At 60.8% G+C, this 12,651-nt stretch carries 11 protein-coding genes; 7 read left to right on the top strand and 4 right to left on the bottom strand.

Going from position 1 to position 12,651, the window contains the following annotated elements:
• Nucleotides 1-230 precede the first annotated feature (230 nt).
• The 4 genes from LEPTO7104_RS0103040 to ruvC all read left to right on the top strand — a co-directional run bounded on the left by LEPTO7104_RS0103040 (nt 231) and on the right by ruvC (nt 3,407).
• Nucleotides 231-1,280: a ParM/StbA family protein gene (locus LEPTO7104_RS0103040; protein WP_017297072.1), complete on the top strand. Its 1,050-nt coding sequence runs from the start codon at nt 231-233 to the stop codon at nt 1,278-1,280.
• Nucleotides 1,262-1,597, top strand: coding sequence for a hypothetical protein (locus LEPTO7104_RS0103035; RefSeq protein WP_017297071.1), 336 nt, complete (start codon nt 1,262-1,264; stop codon nt 1,595-1,597). Before LEPTO7104_RS0103040 ends, LEPTO7104_RS0103035 begins: the two co-directional genes overlap by 19 nt.
• A gap of 194 nt (nt 1,598-1,791) precedes the next feature.
• Nucleotides 1,792-2,898 (top strand): magnesium chelatase ATPase subunit I, encoded by a 1,107-nt coding sequence (gene bchI, locus LEPTO7104_RS0103030; RefSeq protein WP_017297070.1) that lies wholly within the window; start codon nt 1,792-1,794, stop codon nt 2,896-2,898.
• Between the two features lie 8 nt (nt 2,899-2,906).
• Complete coding sequence (gene ruvC, locus LEPTO7104_RS0103025) at nt 2,907-3,407, top strand: crossover junction endodeoxyribonuclease RuvC (protein ID WP_026072322.1); 501 nt, start codon at nt 2,907-2,909, stop codon at nt 3,405-3,407.
• A 200-nt stretch (nt 3,408-3,607) separates the two neighbouring features.
• On the opposite strand, the gene LEPTO7104_RS0103020 is transcribed toward ruvC, so the two are convergent.
• The 4 genes from LEPTO7104_RS0103020 to LEPTO7104_RS0103005 all read right to left on the bottom strand — a co-directional run bounded on the left by LEPTO7104_RS0103020 (nt 3,608) and on the right by LEPTO7104_RS0103005 (nt 7,075).
• Nucleotides 3,608-4,549 (bottom strand): phosphate ABC transporter substrate-binding protein, encoded by a 942-nt coding sequence (locus tag LEPTO7104_RS0103020; RefSeq protein WP_017297068.1) that lies wholly within the window; start codon nt 4,547-4,549, stop codon nt 3,608-3,610.
• Nucleotides 4,550-4,552: 3 nt separating this feature from the next.
• Nucleotides 4,553-5,266: a PspA/IM30 family protein gene (locus LEPTO7104_RS0103015; protein ID WP_017297067.1), complete on the bottom strand. Its 714-nt coding sequence runs from the start codon at nt 5,264-5,266 to the stop codon at nt 4,553-4,555.
• A gap of 618 nt (nt 5,267-5,884) precedes the next feature.
• Nucleotides 5,885-6,334 carry a nucleoside-diphosphate kinase gene (ndk, locus tag LEPTO7104_RS0103010; RefSeq protein ID WP_017297066.1) on the bottom strand — a complete coding sequence of 150 codons (450 nt, stop codon included), beginning with the start codon at nt 6,332-6,334 and terminating at the stop codon, nt 5,885-5,887.
• Nucleotides 6,335-6,478: 144 nt separating this feature from the next.
• On the bottom strand, nt 6,479-7,075 hold the full coding sequence (locus LEPTO7104_RS0103005; RefSeq protein WP_017297065.1) for a hypothetical protein: 597 nt from the start codon (nt 7,073-7,075) through the stop codon (nt 6,479-6,481).
• A gap of 201 nt (nt 7,076-7,276) precedes the next feature.
• Here LEPTO7104_RS0103005 and LEPTO7104_RS32510 point away from each other — a divergent pair, with 201 nt between their 5' ends.
• From LEPTO7104_RS32510 to LEPTO7104_RS0102990, 3 genes are read left to right on the top strand one after another with little or no spacing between them, the layout of a single operon-like run.
• Nucleotides 7,277-7,810, top strand: coding sequence for a hypothetical protein (locus tag LEPTO7104_RS32510; RefSeq protein WP_017297064.1), 534 nt, complete (start codon nt 7,277-7,279; stop codon nt 7,808-7,810).
• Nucleotides 7,811-7,856: 46 nt separating this feature from the next.
• Nucleotides 7,857-8,747 (top strand): PHP domain-containing protein, encoded by an 891-nt coding sequence (locus tag LEPTO7104_RS0102995; RefSeq protein WP_017297063.1) that lies wholly within the window; start codon nt 7,857-7,859, stop codon nt 8,745-8,747.
• The gene (locus LEPTO7104_RS0102990; protein WP_017297062.1) at nt 8,740-12,408 is read left to right on the top strand and encodes a hypothetical protein; all 3,669 of its coding nucleotides are present in this window, start codon (nt 8,740-8,742) and stop codon (nt 12,406-12,408) included. Before LEPTO7104_RS0102995 ends, LEPTO7104_RS0102990 begins: the two co-directional genes overlap by 8 nt.
• Nucleotides 12,409-12,651: the final 243 nt, after the last annotated feature.

The raw sequence follows: 12,651 nt of genomic DNA, 5'->3' as shown, positions 1-12,651 counted from the left end.
AAAAGAGAGAGGGTTGATTGAAAGAGAATGTACTAGAGACTGTAGGGCGATCGCCCTCGGCCCCACCAAACACCCCAAAAACTTTAAGGAATGCTGACCCATGCTATATCCTTGCCAGAACAGTACAGGTGCATTATTATTGGTTCATGCGTACTGATGGGTACATCCGTTCCCACCCAGGGTTGAGACGTTGCCCCACGCTGACCTGATATCCCCCACGAGAGTTTCCTATGACCACGACTACCGCTCCCCGCAGCCGTTCTGGTGCGACCCGGTCTTCGAAGGCTCGCGGCACCCAGGCGATCGGCGCCACCACCCCGGTGCTTGCCCTCGATGCCGGCAACTACGATCTCAAGTTTTTTACCGGCAGTGGCCACCCCAGAGCCATTCGCTCGGTGCGCTATCAACTGCCCCGGGGGCGTGACGCCGTCAGCTTCTCCGAAGCCTCTCCGCTGATCGAGCTGCCCGACGGCCGCCGCTACCATTTCGGTGCCCAGGCTTACAAGTACCGCCGTCAGCAGCAAACCGTAATTGAAAACAAGGTCGAGCTGGCCAAGCTGCACCTCTATGCCTGTCTGGAACCCCTGGCTGGCGACGTGGCTAACTACAGTTTGAATCTCCATGTTTCTACCCCCGACCCGGCCCGCAATGGCGAAGACATCCAGGCTCAGCTGCTAGGCGTCCATGAGTTTGTTCGCAACGATGTCGAGTTTCGCGTCCATGTCGAATCGGTCGAGGTCGATCGCGAGGGGATGGGAGCCTACCACTACGCCAAGGCCCAGGGCATCATTCCCGGCCAGGGCTACACTATTGTCGTCGATATCGGCGGCGGCACCTGGCTCACCCGGCTGGTGGATGCCGACGGCGAAGTGATTGACGAAAATATCATGGATCGCGGCGGCACCTACGAACTGGCCACCGCCATTAGCTTTGACCACCGCCTTACCGATCTGCTGGGCAGCAGTGCCGACCCCTGCATTGTCATGGATGGCTTTCGCATTGACCACGTCTATGCCGATACCGGCTTGGCCTGGGCCGACTGGCTCGATGAATACCTCGACCCCTGGTTTAAGGGTATTTTTCAGACCGTGAAGGCCCAGTACACGCCGTACATGCCCAGGGTGACTAGGTTTTTGGTGACCGGGGGCGGTTCCCACCTGATTGCCGATCGCCTGCAAGGGCACGAGCTGTTCGCCGTCATGGGCGATCCCCAGTTTGCCAACGTTCGCGGCTTATTTCTCACGACCGGTGATACCCAACTATGCATGACCACCAAGTAGACCCAATCTCTCCGGCGGGCCGCCCCCCTCGCCAGGACAACAAGGTTCGCCTCAGCCAGGACGTGCTCGAAAAAGCCGATCGCATTGCCGCCGAGTGGGGCCTCAAAAATGCCCGCGCTGCCGTAGAGGCCGTGTTTCGCCGCTACTGCGACGACTATCTCCACGGTCTCCCGCCAGAGCCTGGCAATGCCCATGTTGCCCGCGAAAGCTACCTCCCAACCTATGGCGAGGGACTGCCCTCCCCAGGATCGCGATCGGCTTCTCCACCGCCCAAGTGCGAAGCGCTGGATGCGCTAGACCAACTCCTGGCGCTGTGATTTGACTGCGCGTACCCTGAGCAGAGTCGAAGGGTACGCGTGTCTGCGGACGGCTGAGCCCGCCGGTGGCAGAGCAGAGTTAAAGCTACAAACGGAGAATCCTGGGGTTTGCGATCGCCTTGCCTAAAGGGATGCAGGTACTGTGGCACAATGGAAGACAGTCTTAAATTTTGCCGTCATCTTTAGAAACGCCTGTGAATTCTACTGTTGCGACCCCGCCCGCCACCTTTGCCCCCGCCCGCCGCGCGGTATTTCCCTTCACCGCCGTGATTGGCCAGGACGACATGAAACTGGCGCTGCTGCTGAACGTGATTGACCCTAAGATTGGCGGGGTGATGATTATGGGCGATCGCGGCACCGGCAAATCCACCACCATTCGCGCCCTGGCCGACCTGCTGCCGGAGATCGAGGTGGTCGCCGACGACCCCTTTAGCCGATCCCCCCAAGATCGTGATGTGTGGGCCGAGCGCGGCACCGACGATCTGCCCGTGGCGCTGAAAAAAGTGCCCATGGTCGATCTGCCCCTGGGGGCCACCGAAGACCGGGTCTGCGGCACCATCGACATCGAAAAAGCCCTCTCGGAGGGGGTCAAAGCTTTTGAACCGGGCCTACTGGCCAAGGCCAATCGCGGCATTCTCTACGTCGATGAGGTCAACCTGCTCGACGATCACCTGGTTGACGTGCTGCTCGACTCCGCCGCCTCGGGCTGGAACACCGTCGAGCGCGAGGGCATCTCCATTCGCCACCCGGCCCAGTTTGTGCTGGTGGGCTCTGGCAACCCCGAGGAAGGGGAACTGCGGCCCCAGCTGCTCGATCGCTTCGGCATGCACGCCGAAATTCGCACCGTGCGCGACCCCGAACTGCGGGTGCAGATTGTCGAACAGCGCTCGGAGTTTGACGCCGACCCCGCTACCTATCTGGCCAAGCACCAGACCGAGCAGGAGGCCTTACAGGCCAAGCTGGTCGAAGCCCAAAAGCGGCTGGCCTCGGTCACTCTCGACTACGACGATCGGGTGCGCATCTCCGAAGTGTGCTCGGAGCTAGATGTGGACGGGCTGCGGGGCGACATTGTCACCAACCGGGCCGCCAAGGCGATCGCCGCCTACGAGGGCCGCACCGAAGTCACCCTCAACGACATCCAGCGGGTGATTGTGCTGTGCCTGCGCCACCGCCTGCGCAAAGACCCCCTGGAGACCATTGACTCGGGCTACAAGGTCGAGAAAGTATTTTGCAAAGTGTTTGGCCTGGCCGACCCCGATGAAGCGACGATGAACGGGCGGCAGCCAGTAGGGGCACGCTAGCACCTTCCATGGGGCACCGCGTTTTTGGCCTTGACCCAGGATTGGCTATTCTAGGGTTCGGAATAATTGAAGGATTGTCGGCCGATGCGGCTCCTGCCCCTGGCGCTCAGGAAGGCGTCAAGGTGGTTGATTTTGGCGTGATCGAAACCCCGGCCAAAACTCCGGTGGGCGATCGCCTCTGCACCATCTATACCGACCTGAACAGCCTGCTCGACCAGTACAGACCTGATCTGGTGGTGATCGAAAAATTCTTTTTTTACCGCATGGCCAATACCATCTTAGTGGCCCAGGCCCGCGGGGTGGTGATGCTGGTGCTAGCCCAGCACGGCCTGCCTTACGTGGAGTTTACCCCCGCCCAGGTCAAGCAGGCCCTGACCGGCTACGGCAATGCGGAAAAAGTCGAGGTGCAGGAAGCCGTAGCCCGCGAACTGGGTCTAAATCGCATTCCCCGGCCCGACGATGCCGCCGATGCCCTGGCCCTGGCCCTGGCGGCCTGGTACCAACGCTGAAGCAATTCGATTTTTAGATTGGCGATTTTAGATTTTGGATTGTGAAAGTCTGGTGCTACAGCAATATCACTTTGGCTGGGACATCTAGCACCCCTATGGACGTTCAAACGTTTGAACGTCCATAGGAGACATGCCTTAACCAGATTGGCTACAGCTACATTGCCCATCCAAAATCAGCAATCTAAACTCCAAAATTGTCATCAATTGCCCGCTGATGCGATCGCCTCTTGCCCCTGGGGCGATAGCGCATAGCCCAAGAATGCCTGCACCGCTGGGCTGTTAGCGTCTTTATAGACGTAGTAGAGCTCTCGCTGGAAGGGGTAGTTGGGGGCCTCTGGAGTGACGCCATCGATGGGTACCACTCGCACAGTCTGCTGGTCGGCGACCTGACTGTAAGTGGCATAGCCAATACCGTCGGTACCTAGCTCTCGCAGCATAGGCGTGGTGGCGTCGCGGTTAAGGGTGATGATATTGGGGGTAGTGCCAAACTCTCCGCCGCCCAGCACCAGCTCTTTGAACGCTACATGGGTGCCGCTCACCGAAGGGCGATTGATGACTCGAATAGTGGTATCTGCCCCGCCCAGAGTGGCCCAGTTGGTGAGCTGCCCCTGAAAGATTTGGGCCACCTGCCCGGTGGAAAGCCCCCGCTTGAAAGGGTTATCGTTGCCAACCACCAGGGCCATGCGATCGCTCGTGACAGGCACCGCCACCAGACCATTCGCCTGCTCAGAGGCCGTTAGTGGCCGAGACGAAGCCGCGATCGCCACATCTCCGACCAGCAGTGCCTGAATGCCATTCTCAGACCCAGCGGCGGCAAGGTTGACCACAGCTCCCGGATACTGCTGCTCAAACCCAGACTTTAGGGCTGCATTAATCTGCACCATGCTGGTCGAGCCATCGATATCGACCACAGTACCAGCCGCAACATTAGGCTGGAGGGAAAAGTTTGCGGGTGCCCCTGCCGTGCCCTCTGGTGCAGGGTTACCCGGTTGGGGTGCCTCTACCCCAGGGCGCACCACCGTAGCCGATTTTGGCCGCTGCACAAAGAACCAGTAGGCCCCACCGATTAGCCCGAGCAGCAGCAAAATAAACACAATGGGCGGTGGACCGCTGCGCTTAGCCGAAATGTTGTCATTAGCCATAACCTATTCTGCCAACTCCTTGGGGGTAGTGCCTTCCAGCATTTGCAGGCGGCGCGAGACTTCATCGTCGATGGTCATTTGATCGAGGTCTGCGGCCAGTTTTTCGTTGGGGTTTTCAGAGAGTTCGGCCATGGCGTTGCTGCGCAGGTGACGGCCCTCGACGGCGCTCTTGGCCGACTCAAAGGAGGAGCGGGCCGAGCCAATATCGAACTCGTTGTTGACCTGGGCGATGGATTCCAGCGCGCTGTTGATCTCGGCTAGATCCTTCATGTTTTGCATGTCGGTTTTGTACTGCTCAAGCTTAAGCCGCTCGCGGTTGAGCTTGTCCTTGGAGGCGGTGACAAACTTTTCGGCCTGCTGCACCTGGCTTTCAAGCTGGGGCAAAAGCTGCTCGATCTGAATGGCTTTGGTCATAGCCAGGCGAGCGGCGTCTTCGTTACCCGATTTTTGGGCCAACCCGGCCTGCTGCTCGTACTTTTTCAGCTCCTGGGCCTTTTCTTCGTACTTTTTCTTGGCCCGCTCGTAGGAACCCACCTGCATAGCCACGGCCTGGGCTAGTTTCTGCACCGACTCCTGCATTGACTGGAGCGATTCTTCGGCCACCGACACCGCCACTTTGCCGCCCGACTCGACGGGGATGCCCCACAGCCAGTTCCAGGTGCCGACGATGGTGCGCCCGGCTTTGTCTCCCATTAACCAGTAGATGGCTTTCTTCATAGGGTTCTCCAACCTGTTGAGAGATGGTGCAACTCAGTTCTATCCTTCCCAAGGTGCCCGCCAAATTCCGGAATCTTTACAATGTAAGGCTGTAAGAGGGCGGTATGGCTTTAGAGCTTGGCATTAAAACTCCGCAATTCTCAGAAACTAGCGTTCTGACAATAACCAGGGGCACCGCGGAGGATCACGTCACCATTTATGACCATTTATGCCTATGGTGGCTCTGAAAGATTAAGGTTGAGGTGAAGCTTTAATGACCGTTACATCTCAAGCGGAGTAAAGACTGCCCTAATCCTGGAATTGCTCTTTCTTGTAGCGATCGCAAACTTTCTTTCTATTATTGCTGCACTTCATTGTCCAAGCTCAAGGTTTTCACCAGCACTGCTTAAGCGAGTAGTCCAAGCTGGTGTAGAGCGCTTGGGCTACCCTGTTATGGCTAAAGACCTGAAGGTCGTTTAGGCGATACTTCTTCTGCTGCGCCCATGCTTTGCCACCATTAGCAGAGGCGTAGCAATACAAAGCCGTTTGTGATCGAGGTTTCATGCCGCAGTATCCCACGCCTTCGGGGCATGGGACACTGCGGCTACATACTTTTGTAGCTTGGCCTGGGGAGATTTATTACTCGTAAAGCCAGCCCTTAGCGGCGGGTTCCCAGCTGACTAGTTCAGCATCGCTAAACCACAGGGCAATCTCGGCCTGGGCGGTTTCGGGGGCATCGGAGCCATGGATGATGTTGCGGCCCACGGTCACGCCCAGATCGCCGCGAATGGTGCCTGGTTCAGCCTCCAGGGGCTTGGTTGCGCCGATGATTTTGCGGGCCGAGGCAATCACGCCCTCGCCTTCCCACACCATGGCCACCACCGGGCCGGAGGTGATGAAGTCTACCAGTCCGGCAAAGAAGGGGCGCTCGCGGTGGACGTCGTAGTGCTTTTCGGCCAGCTCGCGGGAGACGGCCATGAACTTCATGCCCACCAGGGTAAAGCCCTTGGTCTCAAACCGGCCAATGATGTTGCTGACCAGGCCGCGCTGGACGCCGTCGGGCTTGATCATCAAAAAAGTGCGTTCCATAGATACCTGTTCCTAAGCGGGGTAAAAGGGTTTGTTGCGAAAGGGTCTGCGGTGAAAGACCTTTACTATGCTCAGAAACGGTGGTCACTTTGTAAAGGATTTGGCCAAAGATTTATGCCAAAGATTTGTGGTTTGGGCCAGGGCTTAGCGCACGGGCCAGTAGCGATCGCGCTCTGCATCGTAGCGCCAGCCGCAGCCGTCGGGGTCGCGATCGCGGCTCCAATGCTCAAAATCGGCCAGGCCGTGGTGGCGCACTAAATCGCCGTTGGAGCAGCCCAGTCGCTGGGTCAGGTCGGCGGCGGTGAGGGAGATGGTGAGGGGCCTAGTCGCGCTGGGCGACACCGGAACGGGTGGTTTTACAGTGTTCGGCGAGCGAAAGGTGTAGAGCACATCCCCGGTGGAGGTAGGCTCAAAATCACCCCAAAACTCCTCGGCCCGCTGGTCGAGAAACTGGCGGGCTTCGCTGCCGGTAATCTGAGCGGCGATCGCAAAGTCGAGCACGCTGAGGCGGCCCTGATGGGCGGCAAGCTGGGCATAAAACACCTGGTGCAGGGCCATTTCCCGCGCCTTGCGCCGCCGCCAGAACCAGGCTGCGCCGCCCACCAGCCCAGCGACCACCAGCCAGGGCAGCAGGAGCTGGATCAACAGCACCGTGGCGATCGCAGCCCCAGCCAGAACCAGAGCCATCAGCAGGCGATACTCAAACCCAGCGCCGGGATTGTGGAAAGGCCGCAGGGGCATACCGTCCTCAGGAGGTTACAGGTCAGATTACGGGGCGGGGGAATCTAGCGTAGTTTGGCACCGGGCGCTGGCCATCGGGGCGGCCAGGGGTCAGCTAAAATGCTGTCACGCGTCGCCGCACTGGTTTTGTCTCCTAATTTTGCCCGATCGGGCCAGAGCAGCGCACCGTGATGTTTTCCCTATGCTGCCACAGCCGGTTCCATGCTGACCTTTGCCACCCCCACCGACGAAACCCAAGCCGCCCAGCTGATGCAGCCCTGCCTGATTCGCGTCGTCGACAACATCCGTAAGCATACCGAAACCATTAACTGGCGCAGCGACTACCTGGAGCAGGTGCGCTGGCCGGGCGATACTACCCCCGAGCAGCGGCAGCAGGTGCGCGATCTGGCCGCTCAGCTCCAGGAGGCCTCCCCCCCGCAGGCCGAGGATATTCGCCAGCAGCTCAGCCAGTTGCCCGCCCCCTCCCCGGCTTACGAGCTGCGGCTCACCCAAAACACAGGCAATGCCCCCGGCGCGCAACCCCGCAGCGCCACCCTGGACGTGTGGGAGCTTTGCTTTGCCGTATGTTTTAGCGACTATCGGCCCCTGCGCCCAGCCACCGTAGACGCTACGCTGCTCTACGACGACGGCGAGGTCAACTGGCTGACCCTCGATGAAAAAGCCAAAACCCTGGTAGAGCAAGCCATCGATCAGGCCATTGAGCGGGCTATGGGACAGAATTCTGGGATGGCGTAGGCAGGCTGTACGGCACAATGGGAGAAAAATAGTCACCCCCACCGCAATGCTCGACCTGCACAACCACACGACCTATTCAGACGGCACCCTGACTCCAGCAGCGCTGGTGGTGGCGGCGATCGCCGCCGGAGTAAAGGCGCTGGCCATTACCGACCACGACACCCTGGCCGGGTGGGATGAGGCGATCGCCGCCGCCGGGGACGATCTGGAGGTGGTGCCAGGGGTGGAGCTGAGCACGGTGGAGAATGGGCGATCGCTCCACATTCTGGGCTTTTACCCCGATCGGGCGGTCCTGGAGCCGCCCCTGGGCGATCGCATTGCAGGCCGTCGCCGCCGGGCCAGGCTGATGGCCGACAAGCTGGCCGAACTGGGCTTTCCCATCGAGCTGCCCGAGCTGTCGGGCACCATGGCCCCTGGTCGCCCCCACCTGGCCGCTGCCCTGGTCAAGGCTGGCCACGTGGCCAGCAGGCGAGAGGCTTTTGACCGCTGGCTGGGCGACCACGGCCCGGCCTTTGTGCCCTACGAAAAATTTTCTGCCGCCGAGGGCATTCAGCTGCTGCGAGACTGTGGGGCGGTGCCGGTGTGGGCCCACCCCTGCCTGTTTAAGGGGTCCACCGTCGATGCCCTGATGCCTCAGCTGGTCGAATTGGGGCTGATGGGGGTTGAGGTGTATCATCCTCACCACAGCCCCAGCGACGTACGGCGGCTAGAGGAGTACTGCCACCACTACGGGCTGCTGATGACCGGCGGCAGCGACTACCACGGCCCCCCGGAGCCAAAACCTGCCAGCCAGGTAGGGCATCGCCCCAAAAAACAGTCCGATGCTCCGGTGGGGCTCAACCATCTGCGCATTCCCCTGGCGCTGCTGGGGCCTCTCAAACAGGCGGCAGCCAGCCTCGCCGCCGCTGTGGCAGCCACCTCAATCAGCCATGAATGATCTGAATTTTGACACCCTCAGCCAGGTGCTGGGGGGAATTTTAAGCCTCAATCCCGAGGCCTTTCTGGCCCTGCGCCAGTTTCCCGCCGACACCGTAGACAGTCTGGCCCTGGCGGTGGTGTTTTTGGCCGGACTATCGCAAGCGGTGGCCCAGAGCATCATTCTGTTTGTCAACCAGGTCAAACCCCTGCGGTTTGTGCTGAGTCTGGTGCTGGCGGCGCTGCTGTTTGTGGCGGGCTACCTGTTTTGGGCGCTGAGCATCTGGCTGGCTAGCCGCTGGTTTTTAGACCAGTCAATTCCCTGGCAGGCGGTGACCGACAGTTTGGCCTTTAGCTATCTGCCCCTGGTGTTTAGCTTTTTTGGGGCGATGCCCTACCTGGGGGTGCCGGTGCTGCGGCTGCTCCTGGTGTGGAACCTGCTGGCGGTAGTGGTGGGCTTTGCGGTGCTGGCCCACCTCACCGCCGTTCAGGCGGTGGGCCACGTGGTGCTGGGCTGGATCGTGCTGCTGGTGCTGCAGCAGACCGTGGGGCAGCCGATAGTCAACCTGGGCCGCTGGCTCACCAACCGCACCGCTGGGGTAAAGCTGGTCGTCAATCGAGGCCAGCTCAAAACTCTGATCGCGGCCCATCCCCTGGGGCCAGAGGCTTCCGAAGCTTTGCCCAAAGCCTCTGCCGCCAGGGCGATCGCGCCGCCGCCCCAGCCCCATGCCACCCCCCAGCCAAATTCATCGCCACCGGCCCTGGCGGAGCTGTCCCAGCGGCGATCGCGACGGCTGGACTTGCTGTGGGTTTACCTGGGTTTGGGGATCTTAGCGCTGCTAGTGGCCCTCAGCCTGGAACCCCTGCGGGCGGTGGTTACGATCTGGCACGGCCAGAGCCGTCCGGCCCGCTGGCTGGCCGACTTGATCTGGATTGGCGCGATCGCCCTGCTGGTGGCCGCCATGCTGGCCCCCCTGGAGGCCCTGGGCTGGTGGGCGGGCTGGTACGGCGATGGGGTCGATACCCTAACTCCCCAGACCGTGGACGATCCCGAGGCTGCCCCCGCCAATTCACGGGCCGAGCCACGGCGGTTCATTGTCTACCTCGACGGCATCAACCAGGCCACTGCCGACTACCAGCCCACCGTCGCCCGCTACCTCGACGACCTGGGCCAACACCTCCCCGCCGATATCGCCCTGGTGAAGGGGCTAATTCCCTACTCGGTGCTAAACCGATCGCTCACCCAAGATCGCCCCCTGGCCTTCTTTTGGCGCGGCATCGAGTCTCTGACCCAGCGCCTCGGCCCCTGGGTGGGAATGATTATCAACGTGCGCAATATTCTGATTGTGGCGGTGTCTGCCGACCAGCGCTTTGGTCCCATCTACAACCAGGGGGTGGCCCAGCGGGTCTACGAAAGCCTGGTGCAGCACGGCTATCCCCTGGCCGGAGGCGTTCCCCTCACGCTGATTGGCTACAGCGGCGGCGGCCAGATTGCCCTGGGCATTTTGCCCTTTCTAAAGCAGGCCCTGGGGGCACCCATTGAGGTGATTTCCCTGGCCGGGGTGATCAGCGGCAACAGTCGGGCCACCGAGGCCGAGCAGCTCTACCATCTGGTGGGCACCAAAGACCCGGTGGAACGACTGGGACCCATCATGTTTCCCCGGCGCTGGGCGATCGCCCCCCTCTCCTACTGGAACCGAGCCAAGCGCAAGGGCAAAATCACCTTTATCAGCCTGGGGCCGGTCAGCCACCAGACCCCTGGGGGGGTGCTCGACGACCAGGCGATGTTGCCCGACGGGCGCAGCCACCTACAGCAAACCCTGGACCTGACCCTCGACATTTTGGTCGGCGACCTGCGCCAGCACCTGGATATTCAAAAAATTCAGGTGGTTCAGCTGGGCAACTACTACCGCTTTCAGAGCGCCCCCTTCAACCATGCCAGCTACTATCCGGTGCAGCAAACCCCGCCTTTGCCCTGGTATTGCCCCGTGGGCAATTGGGTGGGGCGGCTGGTGCTGCCCGAGCTGGAGCAGCGCCCCGACATCGACGGCGTATGGCTGGAACTGCTCCATACTCCCCCAGCCTATTGCGCCTGGCTGGGCCAGCGCGTGCCCCTGCGCTGGCGGGGCGAATCGAGCCTCAAAAAACGATTCCAGGCCGTTACCCGCGACATTCACTTCAGCGCCGAGGCCGAAGACTCCCATCGCCAGGGGCTGATTTTGCCCACCCGGCTCAACCACTGGCGGCTGGTCACCCCGCTCGAATCCCTGGCCGGTGCCCACCCGGTGGACGACATTGTGGTCAAGCTGCCCGACCCCGTGATTGTCGAGAGCACAGCGGGGGCGAATGCGGCAGCCCAGGCGGCCATTGCCCTCACGATCGCCCACGAGCCGATTCAAATCTCTGGCCTCTACAAGGCTCTGGTGCAGTTTCTAGGTCCGGTCGATGGCGCTCTGGAGCACTACCGTGTGGTGCACTACAACCCAGACACCCAGGCCTTTGACGGGCTGGCAGAAACCGTGCGCCTGCCCGCCGTAGTCCTCGACGACAACGGGGTGGCAGCCTTTACGAATGCAGGCATCGAGCGAGCGCCCCAAAACAGCGCCGGCTGGTATATCTACGGCGCCCAGGCCCACAGCGGCGAGTTTGTGGTGCAAGCCCTGCGGCCCCGCTGTCTGTTTCAGCTCCAGCCCGATCGCGTCATTACCAGCAGTCGCCAGGGGCGGCAATACCTGCGCCACGACTCGTGGCAAAACCTGGAGCAGAAAAAGGGCACCGCCGAGGCGGTATTGATTGACCCCAAAACCCCTTCTGAGCAGGCCGCGATCGCCCAGTGGCGCGAGCACGACCAGGCCCTGGTGGTCCATATCTACGGCGGTATCGGGGGCGAGCAGCGCGAACCCGCCGCCAAAGGCCCCATCTACTTTGGTCACTTTGCCTACGGCATTGCCACGGTGGTGCGCGAGCCCCTGACCGACGAGCTTCAGTTCGACATCCACTACCACCAGGTCTACACCCACAACCGCCGCGGCCTGGTAGCAGGGACCTTAGACTGGTCGCTGTACATAGGCGATCGCCAGTGGGGGTTTATGGGCACCCGGCCCGTATCAGATATTCTGATCAAGCTGCCCGCCTACACCCAGCCCTTCGACTTCAAAGGCCACCCCTGGTCAGCCCTCGATGACCTGCGCCTGGAGCTAGAACTCATGACCGCCCGCTACCGCACGGGCGACGGCACTGGGGTCACCTACGTTGGCCCCGCCAACAACTGCGCCCAGGACTCCAACCAGGCCATGTACGCCAGCGCCATCCACCTAGAGGCCGCCATCATCGCCCACCGGGCCACTCTCAACGCCTGGGAGGCCCAAAACCCTGACCAGGCCAAGCAGTTCCAGCAGCTCCTCAACCTGCGTCACGCCATTCAGCAAAGGCTCCTTCCCTTCGGCAGCGCCCGAGCCGACTGGGCCGACGAGCGCGAGTCCCTGGGCACTAACCTGTCAGACTTTCCGCTGAAAACCCTGGGACGGGGCCTGCTGAGCTGGCGCACCATGCTGCCCCGCAAAGCCAGCGACACCATAACTCAACTCTGTCTCAGTCACGGTGCCGCGCTGTGGGTCTTGCGCACCAATCAGATTGGCGGGCAGAACCCCGACATTGCGCCCCTGGCACCGTTCACGCTGTGAAACAATCTGCCCATAGCTACGGAGTCATCCGTATATTCCCTATATAAAGATGAAGTAAGATGTTATCGAGGAACTTTATAACTTTCTTACGGATCTGTTATTAAAGCGTTAGAAGATACTAGGTAAGGTACCTATTACCTGCTGAATGGGTTGTGTTCCTGTGTTGCTGACAGTGGTTTTTCCCAGGGCGATTGCCTCTGGCAGGAAGCGCTTAGAAACTGAGAAGCTGTTATTGCGGTTATG

It is taken from the genome of Nodosilinea nodulosa PCC 7104, from assembly GCF_000309385.1.
Taxonomy (GTDB): Bacteria; Cyanobacteriota; Cyanobacteriia; order Phormidesmidales; family Phormidesmidaceae; genus Nodosilinea; species Nodosilinea nodulosa.
This window is presented reverse-complemented; position numbering and strand designations above follow the sequence as displayed.

Bases quoted from the DNA above. Each gene is read 5' to 3' on its own strand.
- ruvC (WP_026072322.1), top strand. From the start codon at position 2,907: ATGGGGCACCGCGTTTTTGGCCTTGACCCAGGATTGGCTATTCTAGGG.
- LEPTO7104_RS0102990 (WP_017297062.1), top strand. From the start codon at position 8,740: ATGAATGATCTGAATTTTGACACCCTCAGCCAGGTGCTGGGGGGAATT.
- LEPTO7104_RS0103040 (WP_017297072.1), top strand. From the start codon at position 231: ATGACCACGACTACCGCTCCCCGCAGCCGTTCTGGTGCGACCCGGTCT.
- LEPTO7104_RS0103035 (WP_017297071.1), top strand. From the start codon at position 1,262: ATGCATGACCACCAAGTAGACCCAATCTCTCCGGCGGGCCGCCCCCCT.
- LEPTO7104_RS0103005 (WP_017297065.1), bottom strand. From the start codon at position 7,075: ATGCCCCTGCGGCCTTTCCACAATCCCGGCGCTGGGTTTGAGTATCGC.
- LEPTO7104_RS0103020 (WP_017297068.1), bottom strand. From the start codon at position 4,549: ATGGCTAATGACAACATTTCGGCTAAGCGCAGCGGTCCACCGCCCATT.
- LEPTO7104_RS32510 (WP_017297064.1), top strand. From the start codon at position 7,277: ATGCTGACCTTTGCCACCCCCACCGACGAAACCCAAGCCGCCCAGCTG.
- ndk (WP_017297066.1), bottom strand. From the start codon at position 6,334: ATGGAACGCACTTTTTTGATGATCAAGCCCGACGGCGTCCAGCGCGGC.
- LEPTO7104_RS0102995 (WP_017297063.1), top strand. From the start codon at position 7,857: ATGCTCGACCTGCACAACCACACGACCTATTCAGACGGCACCCTGACT.
- LEPTO7104_RS0103015 (WP_017297067.1), bottom strand. From the start codon at position 5,266: ATGAAGAAAGCCATCTACTGGTTAATGGGAGACAAAGCCGGGCGCACC.